The following is a 13123-nucleotide window of genomic DNA, read 5'->3' as shown; positions in this document are numbered from 1 at the left end:
TCTATCATAAGAAGATGAATAGATTGATGGTTTTGGGGATTCTTGTCTGGATGGGGATTGCGCTGCACGCGCAATCTCTTTATCCGGACTTCAGCAAGCTGAACTTCGGGTGCGACGGAAACAGCATTACCGCAGGCGAACAATGGTCTAAGACTGTAGTGGATAAACTCGGATTCGCTACACATCACAACGTGGCGGTCGGTTCTGCCACATGGGCATGCCATCCCGATACTCAGGATTATGGCAGCGAAGCTTTTGCCGGCATCTCTGGCGGTTGGCAGGTTACGGAGGATAGGCATGAGTTACAGATGCGGCACAACAACGTGTCAAAGGTGCATATCCAGAAGTTCATAGCCGAAGTGGAAAGTGGCGCTTACCCTGCGCCCGATGTCTTTGTGTTCTCTATGGGAACGAATGACCGTAACTTGGGTAGTGCCGAAGAGGCCCTTAAAGGGAAGACGCTCGATGAAGTAGATGTCAACACCATGGCGGGCGGTGCCCGTTGGTCCATTCAGACCATTCTGGAGCATTATCCCCAATGCCGCGTATTCGTGTGCACGCCGATTCAGACCGGCAACCCCGAACACAATGCACTGAATCTGCAGAAGATTGCCATCTTGCGTGAGTTGTGCCGGGCGCTTTCCGTGCAGCTGATAGACTGTTACTCCAATTGTGGTATCACCGAAAAGTTTGAGCAGCCTTCCGGTAGCGGGCGCTATCTGCGCGACGGGTTGCATCCCGACAAACCGGGGCAGGAGCTGATGGGCCGTTACATCGCGAAGGAGATACGGAACCATTTCTTTTAGTTCCGTTCTGCATATTCCGGTTGGAATAACTTATCATTTAGGGCTTGTAAAGCCCTTTTTTTGTCTGTATTCTTAATGACGAATGCCACGTCATTATTGCTGCTGCCATATGAAATCATCCGTAGGGGGATGTCCTTTAGCGCCTCCATAATCTTTGCCTCAAACCCGGCATATTCCCATTGCATGTTGCCCACCACGGAGACGATGGTCATGCGGTCTTCTACCAATACATGGGCATATTGGCGTAGTTCGGAGATGATGTTCGATAAACGAGTGCAGTCGTCTATAGCCACAGATACGTCCAGATTGGAGGATACCAGCAGGCAGAGGGGGGTACGGTACTTGGCAAAAATGTCGAAAATCTTGCTGATGAACAGATAGGGACACAGATTATGGTTCGATTCGAACTTTATGTATATGATGTGGTCCTTGGCGGCTATGGCCTTGATGATATTGTCGTCCTGCAGGTTGGAAATTAGCGTGCCTTCTGCCGACGGTTCCATAGAGTTAAGCAACCGGACGGGAATATTCCTTAGGCGTGCCGGGGCGATACAGAAGGGATGCAGTATCTTGGCACCATAGAAGGCCAGTTGTTCGGCTTCGTTGAAGCTGAGGCGTTTCACGGGGCGGGTACCTGACACCTCGCGCGGATCATTGTTGTGCATGCCATCTATGTCCGTCCATATTTGTATCTCGTCTGCTTGGAGGGCGGTGCCAATGAGGGAAGCAGTGTAATCACTGCCGCCGCGTTTCAGGTTATCTGTTTCGTTATAGGCATTCTTGCAGATGAAACCCTGAGTGATGAAGAGATTGATGCCGGGATGGCAGGCAAGCTGTTCTCGGAGTTTTTGTTCTATATATTCCAAGTCGGGTTCGTTGTCGGGGCCGGTACGCATGAAGTCGAATGCACAAAGCAGTGCATTGGGAATTTTCAGCTCGCGCAGGTAGAAATGCATCAGAGCGGTACTGATAAGTTCGCCTTGTGCCAGCACCTCCTTCTCTTCGACGGAGGTGAAAGAGTTCTTGGTAAATTTCCATAGTTGCTGGAAGCGGTCGAGGATATAATCTATTGCTTCCCGTTTCAGTTTCTCGTCGGTCAGCAACCCATTGGCAAATTCGATGAACTGGAATTCCAGCCGGGTGATGCGGTCGTGGGCTTGTTCTATTTCACGGTTGAACAAGTTGGCGGCAATCTCCTCCAGATGGTTGGTGGTGCCTGCGGTGGCAGACAGTACCACAATCTTGGGTGTTGCATCTTTAATGAGTGTTGCTACATGTTTCATTCTCTCTACGGTGCCGACGGAAGTTCCGCCGAATTTACAAACTTTCATTTCTTGTTTCTTTTTTAACAGTTTCATAATTGCATTCATCCGGATGTTCTTCCTTCCGGCTTTTCATTTCAGGTGGCCTCTTTCCAAAATGGAAGGGGGAGGCATGAGGGGCTGTCACTGGGACTAGGCCTGCATAATGCCGCTGTGGCATTGTTGTGGTGGGATATTCATATCCCGGTTGGTGGCAGGCTCTTGCCCCTTCACCTATAAAAGTTCAAAAGATATGCCGTTGGTATTTGGGAAAAGCTTATATTTGCACACCCTGTTTTTTACCGTTATCAGTTTAAAAACTTATCGAATAGATATGAGTAAGATTCTAATCATTGATGATGAGGTACAAATCCGTACCCTTCTGACACGGATGATGGAGTTGGAGGGATATGACGTCTGTCAGGCTGGTGATTGCAGGGCTGCCCTGAAGCAACTGGAACTCCAAAATCCCGATGTAGTTTTGTGTGATGTGTTTCTGCCCGATGGAAATGGGGTAGACCTGGTGTTGGCTATCAAGAAGGCGGCACCCAATGTGGAAGTTATTCTGCTGACAGCGCACGGCAATATTCCCGATGGGGTGCAGGCCATCAAGAACGGTGCTTTCGACTACATCACCAAGGGAGACGATAATAACAAGATTATTCCTCTGATAAGCCGTGCTGTAGAGAAAGCGCGTATGAATGTGCGGTTGGAAAAACTGGAGAAGAAGGTGGGACAGACGTACTCTTTTGATTCTATCCTGGGAGAATCCAAAGTCCTGAAGGATGCTGTTTCATTAGCTCAGAAGGTGTCAGGGACTGATGTTCCTGTACTGTTGACTGGAGAAACGGGCACGGGTAAGGAGGTATTTGCCCAGGCCATCCATTACAGTAGTAAGCGTGCACGGCAGAATTTTGTAGCGGTTAACTGTTCTTCGTTCAGCAAGGAGTTGCTGGAAAGTGAAATGTTCGGTCATAAAGCCGGTTCGTTTACCGGCGCATTGAAGGATAAGAAGGGACTGTTCGAGGAAGCGAATAATGGGACTATTTTTTTGGATGAAATCGGTGAGATGGCGTTTGAACTGCAAGCCAAGTTGCTGCGTATTCTTGAAACCGGTGAGTATATTAAGATAGGTGATACGAAACCTACCCGTGTCAATGTCCGCATCATTGCCGCTACGAACCGCAACTTGTCCCAGGAGATTGTTGCCGGACGTTTCCGCGAGGATTTGTTTTATAGATTAAGCGTATTTCAGATACATCTGCCGCCATTGCGCGAACGTGCAGGTGATATCCGGCTGTTGGCGAAGGCTTTTATAAAGAGTTTTGCGGAACAGCTGGCGCGTCCGGTGGTTGAAATAGCTCCCGCATTTCTTGAAGCATTGGACTCCCAACCGTGGAAGGGAAATATTCGTGAATTACGTAACGTGATAGAACGCAGTATGATTGTTTGCGAGAGCGGATATCTGGACATTGCTGATTTGCCGTTTGATATTCAGAATGCCCATTATGAACACTCCAATGATTCAAGTCCCGGCAGTTTTGAACTTTCAGCTATGGAACGCCGGCACATTGCCCGTGTACTGGAGTATACAAAGGGGAATAAGACAGAAGCAGCCCGGTTATTGAAAATAGGTTTGACGACGTTGTATCGGAAGATTGAGGAATACAAGATCTCAGATCTATAATAGGGGGCTCAGTATACGACTGAGGTACCTTCGATATAGGACCGTGGCAAGATTATTCTTGAAACAGGCTTAGAAGCAGAAAGTGCCTATGGGCTAAAACATATCAAAACAGGTTGCACCTTTTCATTTTGAAAGGGTGCAACCTGTTTCTTTTTATACTTGTTTAGTATGTATTCTGTTGATAATTAATGGTGTATGGTATATGCGCTCTTTTTGGCACATATTTGGCACATTCCTGGCAGACAAAAATATGTAGTAACATTTTAAAAGGTAAAAACATGGGAATAACAGTATCATTTATTTTTTGCCTATTGAGCGGTTTGTTCGCCTTTTGGCTTTTCTGGAAATGCGTAGATTGGTTTGAGAAGATTTAAAAGAGAGAATTATGTACACAGCTTTATTTGTATTAGGTATTGTAATGTTCGGGTATCTGACTTATGTGCTGATAAGACCCGAAAAGTTTTAATGAATGGAGAGTGGAGAAATGAACACTGAAATTTTAGGTGTAGCCTTGCAGATTGTTCTGCTGATTGTGATATCCTATCCTCTGGGAAAGTATATTGCCAAGGTTTACAAAGGCGAAAAGACATGGTCGGATTTCATGAAGCCGGTCGAGAGATTGATTTATAAAGTGGCCGGAGTCAATCCGGAGGAAGAGATGAACTGGAAACAGTTCTTGAAAGCCCTGCTGATTCTGAATGCCTTTTGGTTTGTATGGGGCATGGTGCTGCTCTGTACACAGCAGTGGTTGCCGTTAAATCCGGATGGAAACGCTAACCAGACACCGGACCTGGCATTCAATACATGTATCAGTTTTATGGTGAACTGTAACTTGCAGCATTATTCCGGTGAAAGCGGACTGACATATTTTACACAGTTGTTCGTCATTATGTTGTTCCAGTTCATTACCGCCGCTACCGGTATGGCAGCTATGGCAGGTATCATGAAGGGTATGGCTGCCAAATCGACGAAGACTATCGGTAACTTCTGGATGTTCTTGGTTTTGAGCTGTACACGTGTATTATTACCGCTTTCGTTGATTGTGGGCTTCATCCTCATTCTACAAGGTACTCCGATGGGATTTGATGGTAAGATGGAAGTTCAGACGATGGAAGGACAGACCCAGTTGGTTTCACAAGGTCCTACGGCAGCGATTGTTCCTATCAAGCAATTGGGTACGAACGGTGGCGGTTATTTTGGATGTAACTCTTCACATCCGTTGGAAAATCCTACTTACTTGACAGATATTGCAGAATGTTGGTCTATCCTGATTATACCTATGTCTATGGTGATTGCACTCGGCTTTTACATCAAACGTAAGAAGATGGCCTACTCTATCTACGGCGTAATGCTTTTTGCTTTTCTTGTGGGTGTTTGCATCAACGTTTCGCAGGAGATGGGAGGTAATCCGCGCATTGATGAGATGGGAATTGCCCAAGACAATGGAGCAATGGAAGGTAAAGAAGTCCGTTTAGGGTCTGCTGCTACTGCTCTTTGGAGTATTGTGACTACAGTTACTTCCAATGGCTCTGTGAATGGTATGCATGATTCAACGATGCCTCTTTCCGGTATGATGGAAATGCTGAACATGCAGATTAATACGTGGTTTGGAGGTGTGGGTGTAGGTTTCATGAACTATTATACATTCATCATTATCGCCGTATTCATCAGTGGACTGATGGTGGGACGTACTCCGGAATTTCTCGGTAAGAAGGTAGAGGCGCGTGAAATGAAGATTGCTACCATTGTGGCACTGCTTCATCCGCTTATCATCTTGGGCGGTGTGGCACTTTCTTGCTTTTTGTTCGCTCATTATCCTGAATTTGTGGCAGGTGAAGGCGGCTGGTTGAATAATCCCAGTTTCCACGGACTGAGTGAGCAGCTTTATGAATATACTTCGGCTGCGGCCAATAATGGTTCTGGCTTCGAAGGATTGGGCGACAATACTTACTTCTGGAACTATACTACCGGCTGGACGCTGATTTTAGGACGTTTCCTGCCTATCGTAGGTCAGGTAGCCATTGCTGGTCTGTTGGCCGGAAAGAAATATGTTCCGGAGAGTGCCGGTACGCTGAAGACAGATACAGTAACTTTCGGTGTGATGACTTTTGCCGTTATCTTTATTGTGGCTGCCTTGTCATTCTTCCCGGCACATGCATTGAGTACGATTGCTGAACATTTCAGTTTGTAATAGTAGTTTGTAAAAAGTAATTTCATAGGTATGAAAGATAATAAATCAGCTTCTCTGTTTCAGAAGGAGCAAGTAATGGAAAGTTTGAAGCAATCATTCGTGAAGCTAAATCCACGGGTGATGATAAAGAATCCGATTATGTTTACGGTGGAAGTCGTAACAGTCGTCATGCTGATTGTCTGTTTCCTTTCATTGGGTACTTCGGAATATGGAGCATTCGGATATAATTTCTTGGTATTCGTCATCTTGTTTGTGACGTTGCTGTTTGCTAATTTTGCTGAAGCCATCGCTGAAGCGCGTGGTAAGGCCCAAGCTGACAGCTTGCGTAAAACCCGTGAAGAGACTCCGGCTAAAGTGCTGGTTGACGGTAAAATCCATACCGTTAGCAGTTCACGTTTGAAGAAAGGCGACTATTTTATTTGTGAAGCGGGAGATACGATTCCTGCCGACGGTGAGATTGTGGAAGGTTTGGCTTCCATTGACGAAAGTGCCATTACCGGTGAATCTGCTCCGGTTATCCGTGAGGCCGGTGGTGACAAGAGTTCCGTAACTGGTGGTACAAAAGTTCTTTCTGATAAAATCAAGGTATTGGTGACGCAGCAACCGGGTGAGAGCTTTCTTGACAAGATGATTGCTTTGGTAGAAGGCGCTACTCGCCAGAAGACTCCGAACGAGATAGCATTGACTATTCTTCTGGCCGGTTTCACCTTGGTATTCGTCATTGTATGTGTGACGTTGATTCCTATGGCTGACTATACGAATATCGACCATCCGGGAACTTATATCTCCATTGCAGCCATCATTTCTTTGTTTGTCTGCTTGATACCGACTACTATCGGCGGACTGCTTTCTGCCATCGGCATTGCTGGGATGGACCGTGCTTTGCGCGCTAATGTAATCACCAAATCCGGTAAGGCGGTAGAAACAGCCGGTGACATTGATACCTTGTTGCTAGACAAGACCGGTACCATTACAATCGGTAACCGTAAAGCTACCAAGTTTCATTCGGCTTCGGGTGTTGACGAGAATTTGTTCGTAGAGGCTTGCTTGTTGTCCTCACTTTCTGACGAGACTCCGGAAGGTAAGTCTATCATTGAACTGGGACGTGAAAACGGTCATCGTATGCGTGATTTGAATACTACCGGTGCTCATATGATTAAGTTTACAGCCGAAACAAAATGTTCGGGTGTGGATTTGCAGGATGGTACTCAGATACGTAAAGGCGCCTTCGACGCTATTCGCAAGATTGTGGAAAATGCCGGAAACAAGTTCCCGAAAGAGATTGAAGAGGTGATTGCTGTAATTACCAGCAACGGTGGAACTCCGTTGGTAGTATGTGTCAATCAGAGGGTTACCGGGGTAATCGAGTTGCAGGATATTATCAAACCGGGTATTCAGGAACGTTTTGAGCGTCTTCGCAGGATGGGTGTGAAAACTGTGATGGTGACCGGTGACAACCCTTTGACAGCCAAATACATCGCAGAGAAAGCTGGAGTGGATGATTTCATTGCTGAAGCCAAGCCGGAGGACAAGATGGAATATATTAAAAAAGAACAGCAGGCCGGTAAGCTGGTGGCTATGATGGGTGACGGTACAAACGACGCTCCCGCCCTTGCACAAGCTAATGTGGGGGTGGCGATGAACAGCGGTACGCAGGCAGCCAAAGAAGCCGGTAATATGGTGGACCTTGACAACGACCCGACGAAGCTGATTGAAATTGTGGAGATTGGCAAACAGTTGTTGATGACACGCGGTACGTTGACTACCTTCTCCATTGCGAACGACGTTGCCAAGTACTTTGCCATTATCCCTGCTTTGTTTATGGTAGCCATCCCTCAGTTGGCTCCTCTGAACATTATGGGACTGTATAGCCCTGAAACGGCCATTCTCTCGGCTGTCATATTCAACGCTATCATCATTCCTATCTTGATTCCGTTGGCTTTGAAAGGTGTTCAGTATAAGCCAATCGGTGCCAGTGCATTGCTTCGTCGCAACCTGCTGATTTATGGTGTGGGCGGTGTCATCGCTCCGTTTGTCGGCATCAAACTGATAGATATGATAGTTAGTCTGTTTTTTTAAAACTTGGATAAAATGAAAACTCTTTGGAAATCATTTAAAATAACAATTGCATTTTGCATATTTTTCTCTCTGTTCTATATCCTTGTCTTGTGGATATTTGCACAGTTCGCCGGTCCCAACAAGGGAAATGCAGAGGTGGCAACCCTCAATGGTAAAGTGGTAGGTGCTGCCAATGTAGGCCAGATGTTTACGCAAGATATTTATTTTTGGGGACGCCCGTCTGCGGGTGATTATACAGCCGATGCTTCGGGTGGTAGTAACAAGGGGCCTACGAACGATGAATACCTGGCAGAAGTGGAAGCCCGTATCGATACTTTTCTGGTACATCATCCTTATCTGAGCCGCAAGGATGTGCCTGCTGAAATGGTAACCGCCAGTGGTTCCGGTCTAGACCCACATATCACACCTGCTTGTGCTTATGTACAAGTGAAGCGTGTGGCTCAGGCACGTGGCATGAACGAGGCTGAAGTGAAAGCCATTGTAGACAAGAACATCAGCAAACCCTTTTTAGGACTGTTTGGTACGGAAACTGTAAACGTGCTGAAACTGAACATTGCATTAGAAGGAGTCGATCAGAATAAATAATTTTTTTAGTTGTGTTTGTCATGTGTTATGGGCAGGAACGGAAGTATTTCTGTTCAGGCAGTGAAAGGCTGTCATTTTACAGGGGGAGCCGAAACTTCCTTCCTGCCTTTCAACGATTGATTAGTAATGGTAAATAAATAGTTGGATATGAAAAGTCTAAAAATATCAATTTTAGTTTTTGTGAGTATGGTGGCTGCTTGTTTTATAGGAATTGGCAAAGTGCAAGCTCAGGAATTTACAATACAAGGTGATTTAGTCAGTTCTTATGTTTGGCGCGGCTTTTACCAGACGGGAGTCAGTTTTCAGCCCACTTTGGGTTTTGGGGTCGGTGATTTTTCTTTGACGGCATGGGGCTCTACCGATTTTGACGGAGTTTCTTCAGGGGAAGGGGCTGCGGCTAAGGAGATTGATTTGACGGCTGCCTATGCTTTGGGAGAATCAGGTCTAACTTTTTCTGTTGCCAGCTTGTGGTGGGGCGGACAAGGAGCAAGAAAGTATTTTAATTTTAAGAGTCACGAAACAGCTCATCACTTTGAAGCGGGATTAGCCTATACATTGCCGGTTGAAAAGTTCCCTTTGTCAATCGCTTGGTACACAATGTTTGCCGGAGCTGACAAAGATGACAAAGGCAGGCAGAATTATTCTTCGTATGTTGAACTCAACTATCCGTTCAGTGTTAAGTCTGTAGATTTGAACCTGACTTGCGGATTTCTGCCTTATGAAGCTGGGGTAGGAGTATATGGTGTTCCTAACAGTGGATTTGCTGTAACCAATGTGGCACTGAAAGGTATTACGGAAATCAAGATTACTGACAGTTTCTCAATACCTGTATTTGCACAAGCCATTTGGAACCCTCGTATGGAAGATGCACATCTGGTATTCGGCTTTACTTTAAGGCCATGATTTATTTAGATATAACTTTAGAACTCATGAATTAGTGTTGGATGCCCGTGGCGGTCGTGATGATCGTTACGGGTTATATGGCATATATAAGACAAGTAAAAAAACAGAAGAAATGAGTAGGGAAGAAAGCGTACAGCATTTTCTTGATTTGATTAAAAAGTCGCGGCGTGGCAAGTTCAAAGTCTACATCGGCATGATTGCTGGTGTAGGTAAATCTTATCGTATGCTTCAGGAAGCACACGAGTTACTTGACAACGGAGTAGATGTGAAGATAGGCTATATAGAGACACACGGGCGTGCCGGTACGGATGCTATGTTGGAAGGATTGCCCGTTGTTCCTCGTCGTAAGATATTCTATAAAGGAAAAGAGCTGGAAGAAATGGATTTGGATGCCATTATCCAGATACACCCTGAGATAGTAGTGGTGGATGAACTGGCACATACCAATGTGGAAGGTAGCCGGAATGAGAAACGCTGGCAGGATGTGATGGATTTGCTTGATGAGGGTATCAATGTGATTTCTGCCGTTAACATCCAGCACATTGAGAGTGTCAATGAAGAAGTACAAGGCATCTCGGGTATTGAGGTGAAGGAACGTATTCCCGATAGCGTTTTGCAAGAGGCAGATGAGGTGGTGAATATTGACTTGACTGCGGAAGAATTGATAGCCCGTCTGAAAGCTGGAAAAATTTACAAGCCGGAAAAGGTCTCTACTGCCTTGAACAATTTCTTTAAAACGGAAAATATTCTCCAATTACGTGAACTGGCTTTAAAAGAGGTGGCTTTACGGGTGGAAAAGAAAGTGGAGAATGAAGTGGTTACCAGTGTGGGAGTCCGTCATGAGAGATTTCTGGCATGTATCAGCAGCAACGAGAAAACACCACGACGCATCATTCGTAAAGCTGCACGTCTGGCAACCCGCTACAATACTTCGTTTGTTGCCCTTTATGTGCAGACTCCCAGAGAAAGTACTGACCGCATCGGTCTGGCAAATCAAAGGTATTTATTGAACCACTTCAAATTGGTGACCGAACTGGGAGGGGAGGTCGTTCAGGTGCAATCGCCGGATGTGCTGGGAAGCATTGTTGATACTTGTAGGGAGAAACAGATAACAACTGTCTGCATGGGAAGTCCGTCACTTTCTTTTCCGAAATCATTGTTCATGATATTGAAATACCGAAAATTTGTGCGTGATTTGGCACAAGTAAACATAGATTTGATTATACTTGCATAATATTAATTCTTAGGAACATTATGAATATTCGTACAAAATTGATACTCAGCGTAGGGGTATTGGCTGGAATGATTATTTTGTTGGTTGCTCTTTCTGTGGTGAATCTACAGATACTGACGGCTACAGAGCCGGATAGTCCTGCTGCTGTACCGGGATTGCAACGTGCATTGCTCTGGATTTCTGTGATAGGTGGGGTATGTATTTTTGCCAGTATCATATTGTTGGTATGGCTTCCCCGTTCCATCAGCAAACCTATTCAAGAACTGACGCGTGGGATTCTTGAAATAGCGAACCATAATTATGAGAAACGTCTGGATATGAGTGGACGCGAGGAATTTCGTGAAGTGGCTGATAGTTTTAATCGGATGGCGGAACGACTGACGGAGTATCGCGCCAGTACGCTGAACGACATACTTTCTGCTAAGAAATTTCTTGAGGCTATTGTGAATAGTATTGATGAACCTATTATTGGTTTGAACCGTAATAGGGAAATTCTCTTTATCAATAATGAGGCTTTAACTGTGCTGAATTTAAAACGGGAAGAGGTAATTCGCCGTTCGGCTGAGGAGCTTTCTTTGAAGAATGATTTGCTCCGCCGTTTAGTTCGTGAATTGGTAAATCCGGGTGAAAAGAAAGAACCGTTGAAGATTTATGCAGACAATAAGGAGAGTTACTTTAAAGCTTCTTACATTACCATTATAAATGCAGAGGCTGATGATGACGAACCTCATAATCTTGGCGATGTGATTTTACTGAAAAATATTACAGAATTCAAAGAATTGGATAGTGCCAAGACTACTTTTATCTCGACTATTTCTCATGAACTGAAAACGCCTATATCCGCTATTCTGATGAGTCTGCAGTTGTTGGAGGACAAACGGGTAGGGGTGTTGAACGACGAGCAGGAGCAATTATCGAACAGCATTAAGGAAAATGCTGATCGCCTTCTTGGGATTACCGGAGAACTACTGAACATGACGCAGGTAGAAGCCGGTAAACTGCAGATGATGCCTAAAATAACAAAGCCCATTGAACTGATAGAGTATGCCATCAAGGCTAATCAGGTACAGGCTGATAAATTCGGTATTCAGATAGAAGTGGAGTATCCGGAAGAAAAAATGCCTAAATTGTTTGTCGATAGCGAAAAGATTGCTTGGGTACTCACCAATTTGTTGAGTAATGCTATCCGCTATTCCAAAGAGAACGGGAGGGTGGTTATCGGCGCCAAGCATGACGAGGATTTTGTGGAAATGTATGTGCAGGATTTTGGAAAAGGTATCGACCCGCGTTATCACCAGAGCATTTTTGACCGTTATTTCCGAGTGCCGGGCACTAAAGTGCAAGGTAGTGGCTTAGGACTTTCCATTTCGAAAGACTTTGTGGAAGCGCATGGCGGTACACTGACTGTCCAGAGTGAGCTGGGTAAGGGGAGCCGCTTCGTTATCCGGTTGAAAGCGTAACGTTTTCTATTTTTTGCGGTACTGTTGCGGAGACATGCCTGTTTGTTTCTTGAAAAATGTACCAAAATAAGAAGCATTGGGAAAATTGAAGAAATCGGCGATTTCCTGGATATTTTTCTGGGTGTTCTTGAGTAGTGAGATGCTTTTGCGGATGATGGATTTGAATATCAGTTCCTGCACGGTGAATCCGCAGACGGACTTGGATAGTGCAGAGAGGTATTTGGGTGATAAGCAGAGTTTGTCTGCATAAAACTCTACACCGCGTTCTTCCGTGTAGTGCGCATCTATCAACTGAATCAGCCGGATAAAAATTTCATGTTTGTGGCCAACCGTTGTTTTAAGGTTCATCAGTTTACGGTTGTAAATGGAACAGATGCGGTATGTGAGTCCCAGCAGAAGCAGCCTTTGTTCGTTGTCGTTGAAGGTGTTGTTGTCTAAGTGCAGGGTATTGTCCAGTAAGGACATGTATTTCAGGACTTCTTCTTCGTCTCCGGTGTTCCATACGTAGCATGGTTCGGTCCGGAGCTGCATGTATAGGTACATGGTTGCCACTGAATTGCCTATGATGTCCCTTATCGGTTCTATCTGGTAAATGAATATGAATAGTTGCAGGTCTTCCGATTCGCTCAGCACTTGGAAGAGGGAATCTTCCGGAATGAAAACTGTTTCGCCTGCCTGGGCCGAGAATACCTTCATGTTGAGCGAAAAGGTGAAGTTGCCCTGGCGGCAGACCATCAGTCCTGCTCCATTAATCATGAAAGGTTTCTTCAAGGAGGCAGGGAAGGAGCAGAGCATACCTTCTGAACTACAAATGTTTTCTCCGTTGGACAATGCGCGGTCCAAGTGGGATAAACGTTCTTGTTGAGTATCCATAACA

The 13123-nt window shown here is 45.4% G+C and carries 11 protein-coding genes; 9 read left to right on the top strand and 2 right to left on the bottom strand.

Annotated elements, in window-relative coordinates:
• Window positions 1-14: 14 nt before the first annotated feature.
• Window positions 15-806, top strand: a complete 792-nt coding sequence (locus tag DWZ03_RS00150; protein WP_005834852.1) for an SGNH/GDSL hydrolase family protein — start codon at window positions 15-17, stop codon at window positions 804-806.
• Here DWZ03_RS00150 and DWZ03_RS00145 read toward each other — a convergent pair.
• Window positions 803-2137: an aspartate kinase gene (locus DWZ03_RS00145; protein WP_005834854.1), complete on the bottom strand. Its 1335-nt coding sequence runs from the start codon at window positions 2135-2137 to the stop codon at window positions 803-805. The two genes, DWZ03_RS00150 and DWZ03_RS00145, sit on opposite strands and share 4 nt — an antisense overlap.
• A 304-nt stretch (window positions 2138-2441) precedes the next feature.
• Here DWZ03_RS00145 and DWZ03_RS00140 point away from each other — a divergent pair, with 304 nt between their 5' ends.
• The 8 genes from DWZ03_RS00140 to DWZ03_RS00105 all read left to right on the top strand — a co-directional run bounded on the left by DWZ03_RS00140 (window position 2442) and on the right by DWZ03_RS00105 (window position 12246).
• On the top strand, window positions 2442-3794 hold the full coding sequence (locus tag DWZ03_RS00140) for a sigma-54-dependent transcriptional regulator (RefSeq protein ID WP_008662930.1): 1353 nt from the start codon (window positions 2442-2444) through the stop codon (window positions 3792-3794).
• Window positions 3795-4179: 385 nt separating this feature from the next.
• The gene (gene kdpF / locus DWZ03_RS20425; protein WP_055305132.1) at window positions 4180-4260 is read left to right on the top strand and encodes a K(+)-transporting ATPase subunit F; all 81 of its coding nucleotides are present in this window, start codon (window positions 4180-4182) and stop codon (window positions 4258-4260) included.
• Window positions 4261-4278: 18 nt separating this feature from the next.
• Complete coding sequence (gene kdpA / locus DWZ03_RS00130) at window positions 4279-5985, top strand: potassium-transporting ATPase subunit KdpA (RefSeq protein ID WP_120128696.1); 1707 nt, start codon at window positions 4279-4281, stop codon at window positions 5983-5985.
• A 30-nt stretch (window positions 5986-6015) separates the two neighbouring features.
• Complete coding sequence (gene kdpB / locus DWZ03_RS00125) at window positions 6016-8064, top strand: potassium-transporting ATPase subunit KdpB (protein WP_120128401.1); 2049 nt, start codon at window positions 6016-6018, stop codon at window positions 8062-8064.
• 12 nt (window positions 8065-8076) lie between these two features.
• Window positions 8077-8649: a K(+)-transporting ATPase subunit C gene (locus DWZ03_RS00120; protein ID WP_057281323.1), complete on the top strand. Its 573-nt coding sequence runs from the start codon at window positions 8077-8079 to the stop codon at window positions 8647-8649.
• Between the two features lie 147 nt (window positions 8650-8796).
• On the top strand, window positions 8797-9552 hold the full coding sequence (locus tag DWZ03_RS00115; RefSeq protein ID WP_120128398.1) for a hypothetical protein: 756 nt from the start codon (window positions 8797-8799) through the stop codon (window positions 9550-9552).
• Window positions 9553-9664: 112 nt separating this feature from the next.
• Window positions 9665-10786 (top strand): sensor protein KdpD, encoded by a 1122-nt coding sequence (locus DWZ03_RS00110; RefSeq protein WP_005834862.1) that lies wholly within the window; start codon window positions 9665-9667, stop codon window positions 10784-10786.
• 20 nt (window positions 10787-10806) lie between these two features.
• On the top strand, window positions 10807-12246 hold the full coding sequence (locus DWZ03_RS00105; RefSeq protein ID WP_005824715.1) for a sensor histidine kinase: 1440 nt from the start codon (window positions 10807-10809) through the stop codon (window positions 12244-12246).
• Between the two features lie 6 nt (window positions 12247-12252).
• Here DWZ03_RS00105 and DWZ03_RS00100 read toward each other — a convergent pair whose 3' ends face one another.
• Window positions 12253-13119, bottom strand: a complete 867-nt coding sequence (locus DWZ03_RS00100) for a helix-turn-helix domain-containing protein (protein WP_034525423.1) — start codon at window positions 13117-13119, stop codon at window positions 12253-12255.
• Window positions 13120-13123 lie beyond the last annotated feature (4 nt).

The sequence above is a fragment of the Bacteroides sp. AF29-11 genome (assembly GCF_003602895.1).
Lineage (GTDB): Bacteria > Bacteroidota > Bacteroidia > Bacteroidales > Bacteroidaceae > Bacteroides > Bacteroides uniformis.
The sequence above is the reverse complement of the archived record's forward strand: the minus strand, read 5'-3'. Positions and strand labels throughout refer to the sequence as shown.

Excerpts from the sequence above, each read along its gene's own strand:
- DWZ03_RS00150 (WP_005834852.1), top strand. The coding sequence starts at position 15 with ATGAATAGATTGATGGTTTTGGGGATTCTTGTCTGGATGGGGATTGCG.
- DWZ03_RS00145 (WP_005834854.1), bottom strand. The coding sequence starts at position 2,137 with ATGAAAGTTTGTAAATTCGGCGGAACTTCCGTCGGCACCGTAGAGAGA.
- DWZ03_RS00100 (WP_034525423.1), bottom strand. The coding sequence starts at position 13,119 with ATGGATACTCAACAAGAACGTTTATCCCACTTGGACCGCGCATTGTCC.
- DWZ03_RS00105 (WP_005824715.1), top strand. The coding sequence starts at position 10,807 with ATGAATATTCGTACAAAATTGATACTCAGCGTAGGGGTATTGGCTGGA.
- DWZ03_RS00140 (WP_008662930.1), top strand. The coding sequence starts at position 2,442 with ATGAGTAAGATTCTAATCATTGATGATGAGGTACAAATCCGTACCCTT.
- DWZ03_RS00120 (WP_057281323.1), top strand. The coding sequence starts at position 8,077 with ATGAAAACTCTTTGGAAATCATTTAAAATAACAATTGCATTTTGCATA.
- DWZ03_RS00110 (WP_005834862.1), top strand. The coding sequence starts at position 9,665 with ATGAGTAGGGAAGAAAGCGTACAGCATTTTCTTGATTTGATTAAAAAG.
- DWZ03_RS00115 (WP_120128398.1), top strand. The coding sequence starts at position 8,797 with ATGAAAAGTCTAAAAATATCAATTTTAGTTTTTGTGAGTATGGTGGCT.
- kdpA (WP_120128696.1), top strand. The coding sequence starts at position 4,279 with ATGAACACTGAAATTTTAGGTGTAGCCTTGCAGATTGTTCTGCTGATT.
- kdpB (WP_120128401.1), top strand. The coding sequence starts at position 6,016 with ATGAAAGATAATAAATCAGCTTCTCTGTTTCAGAAGGAGCAAGTAATG.
- kdpF (WP_055305132.1), top strand. The coding sequence starts at position 4,180 with ATGTACACAGCTTTATTTGTATTAGGTATTGTAATGTTCGGGTATCTG.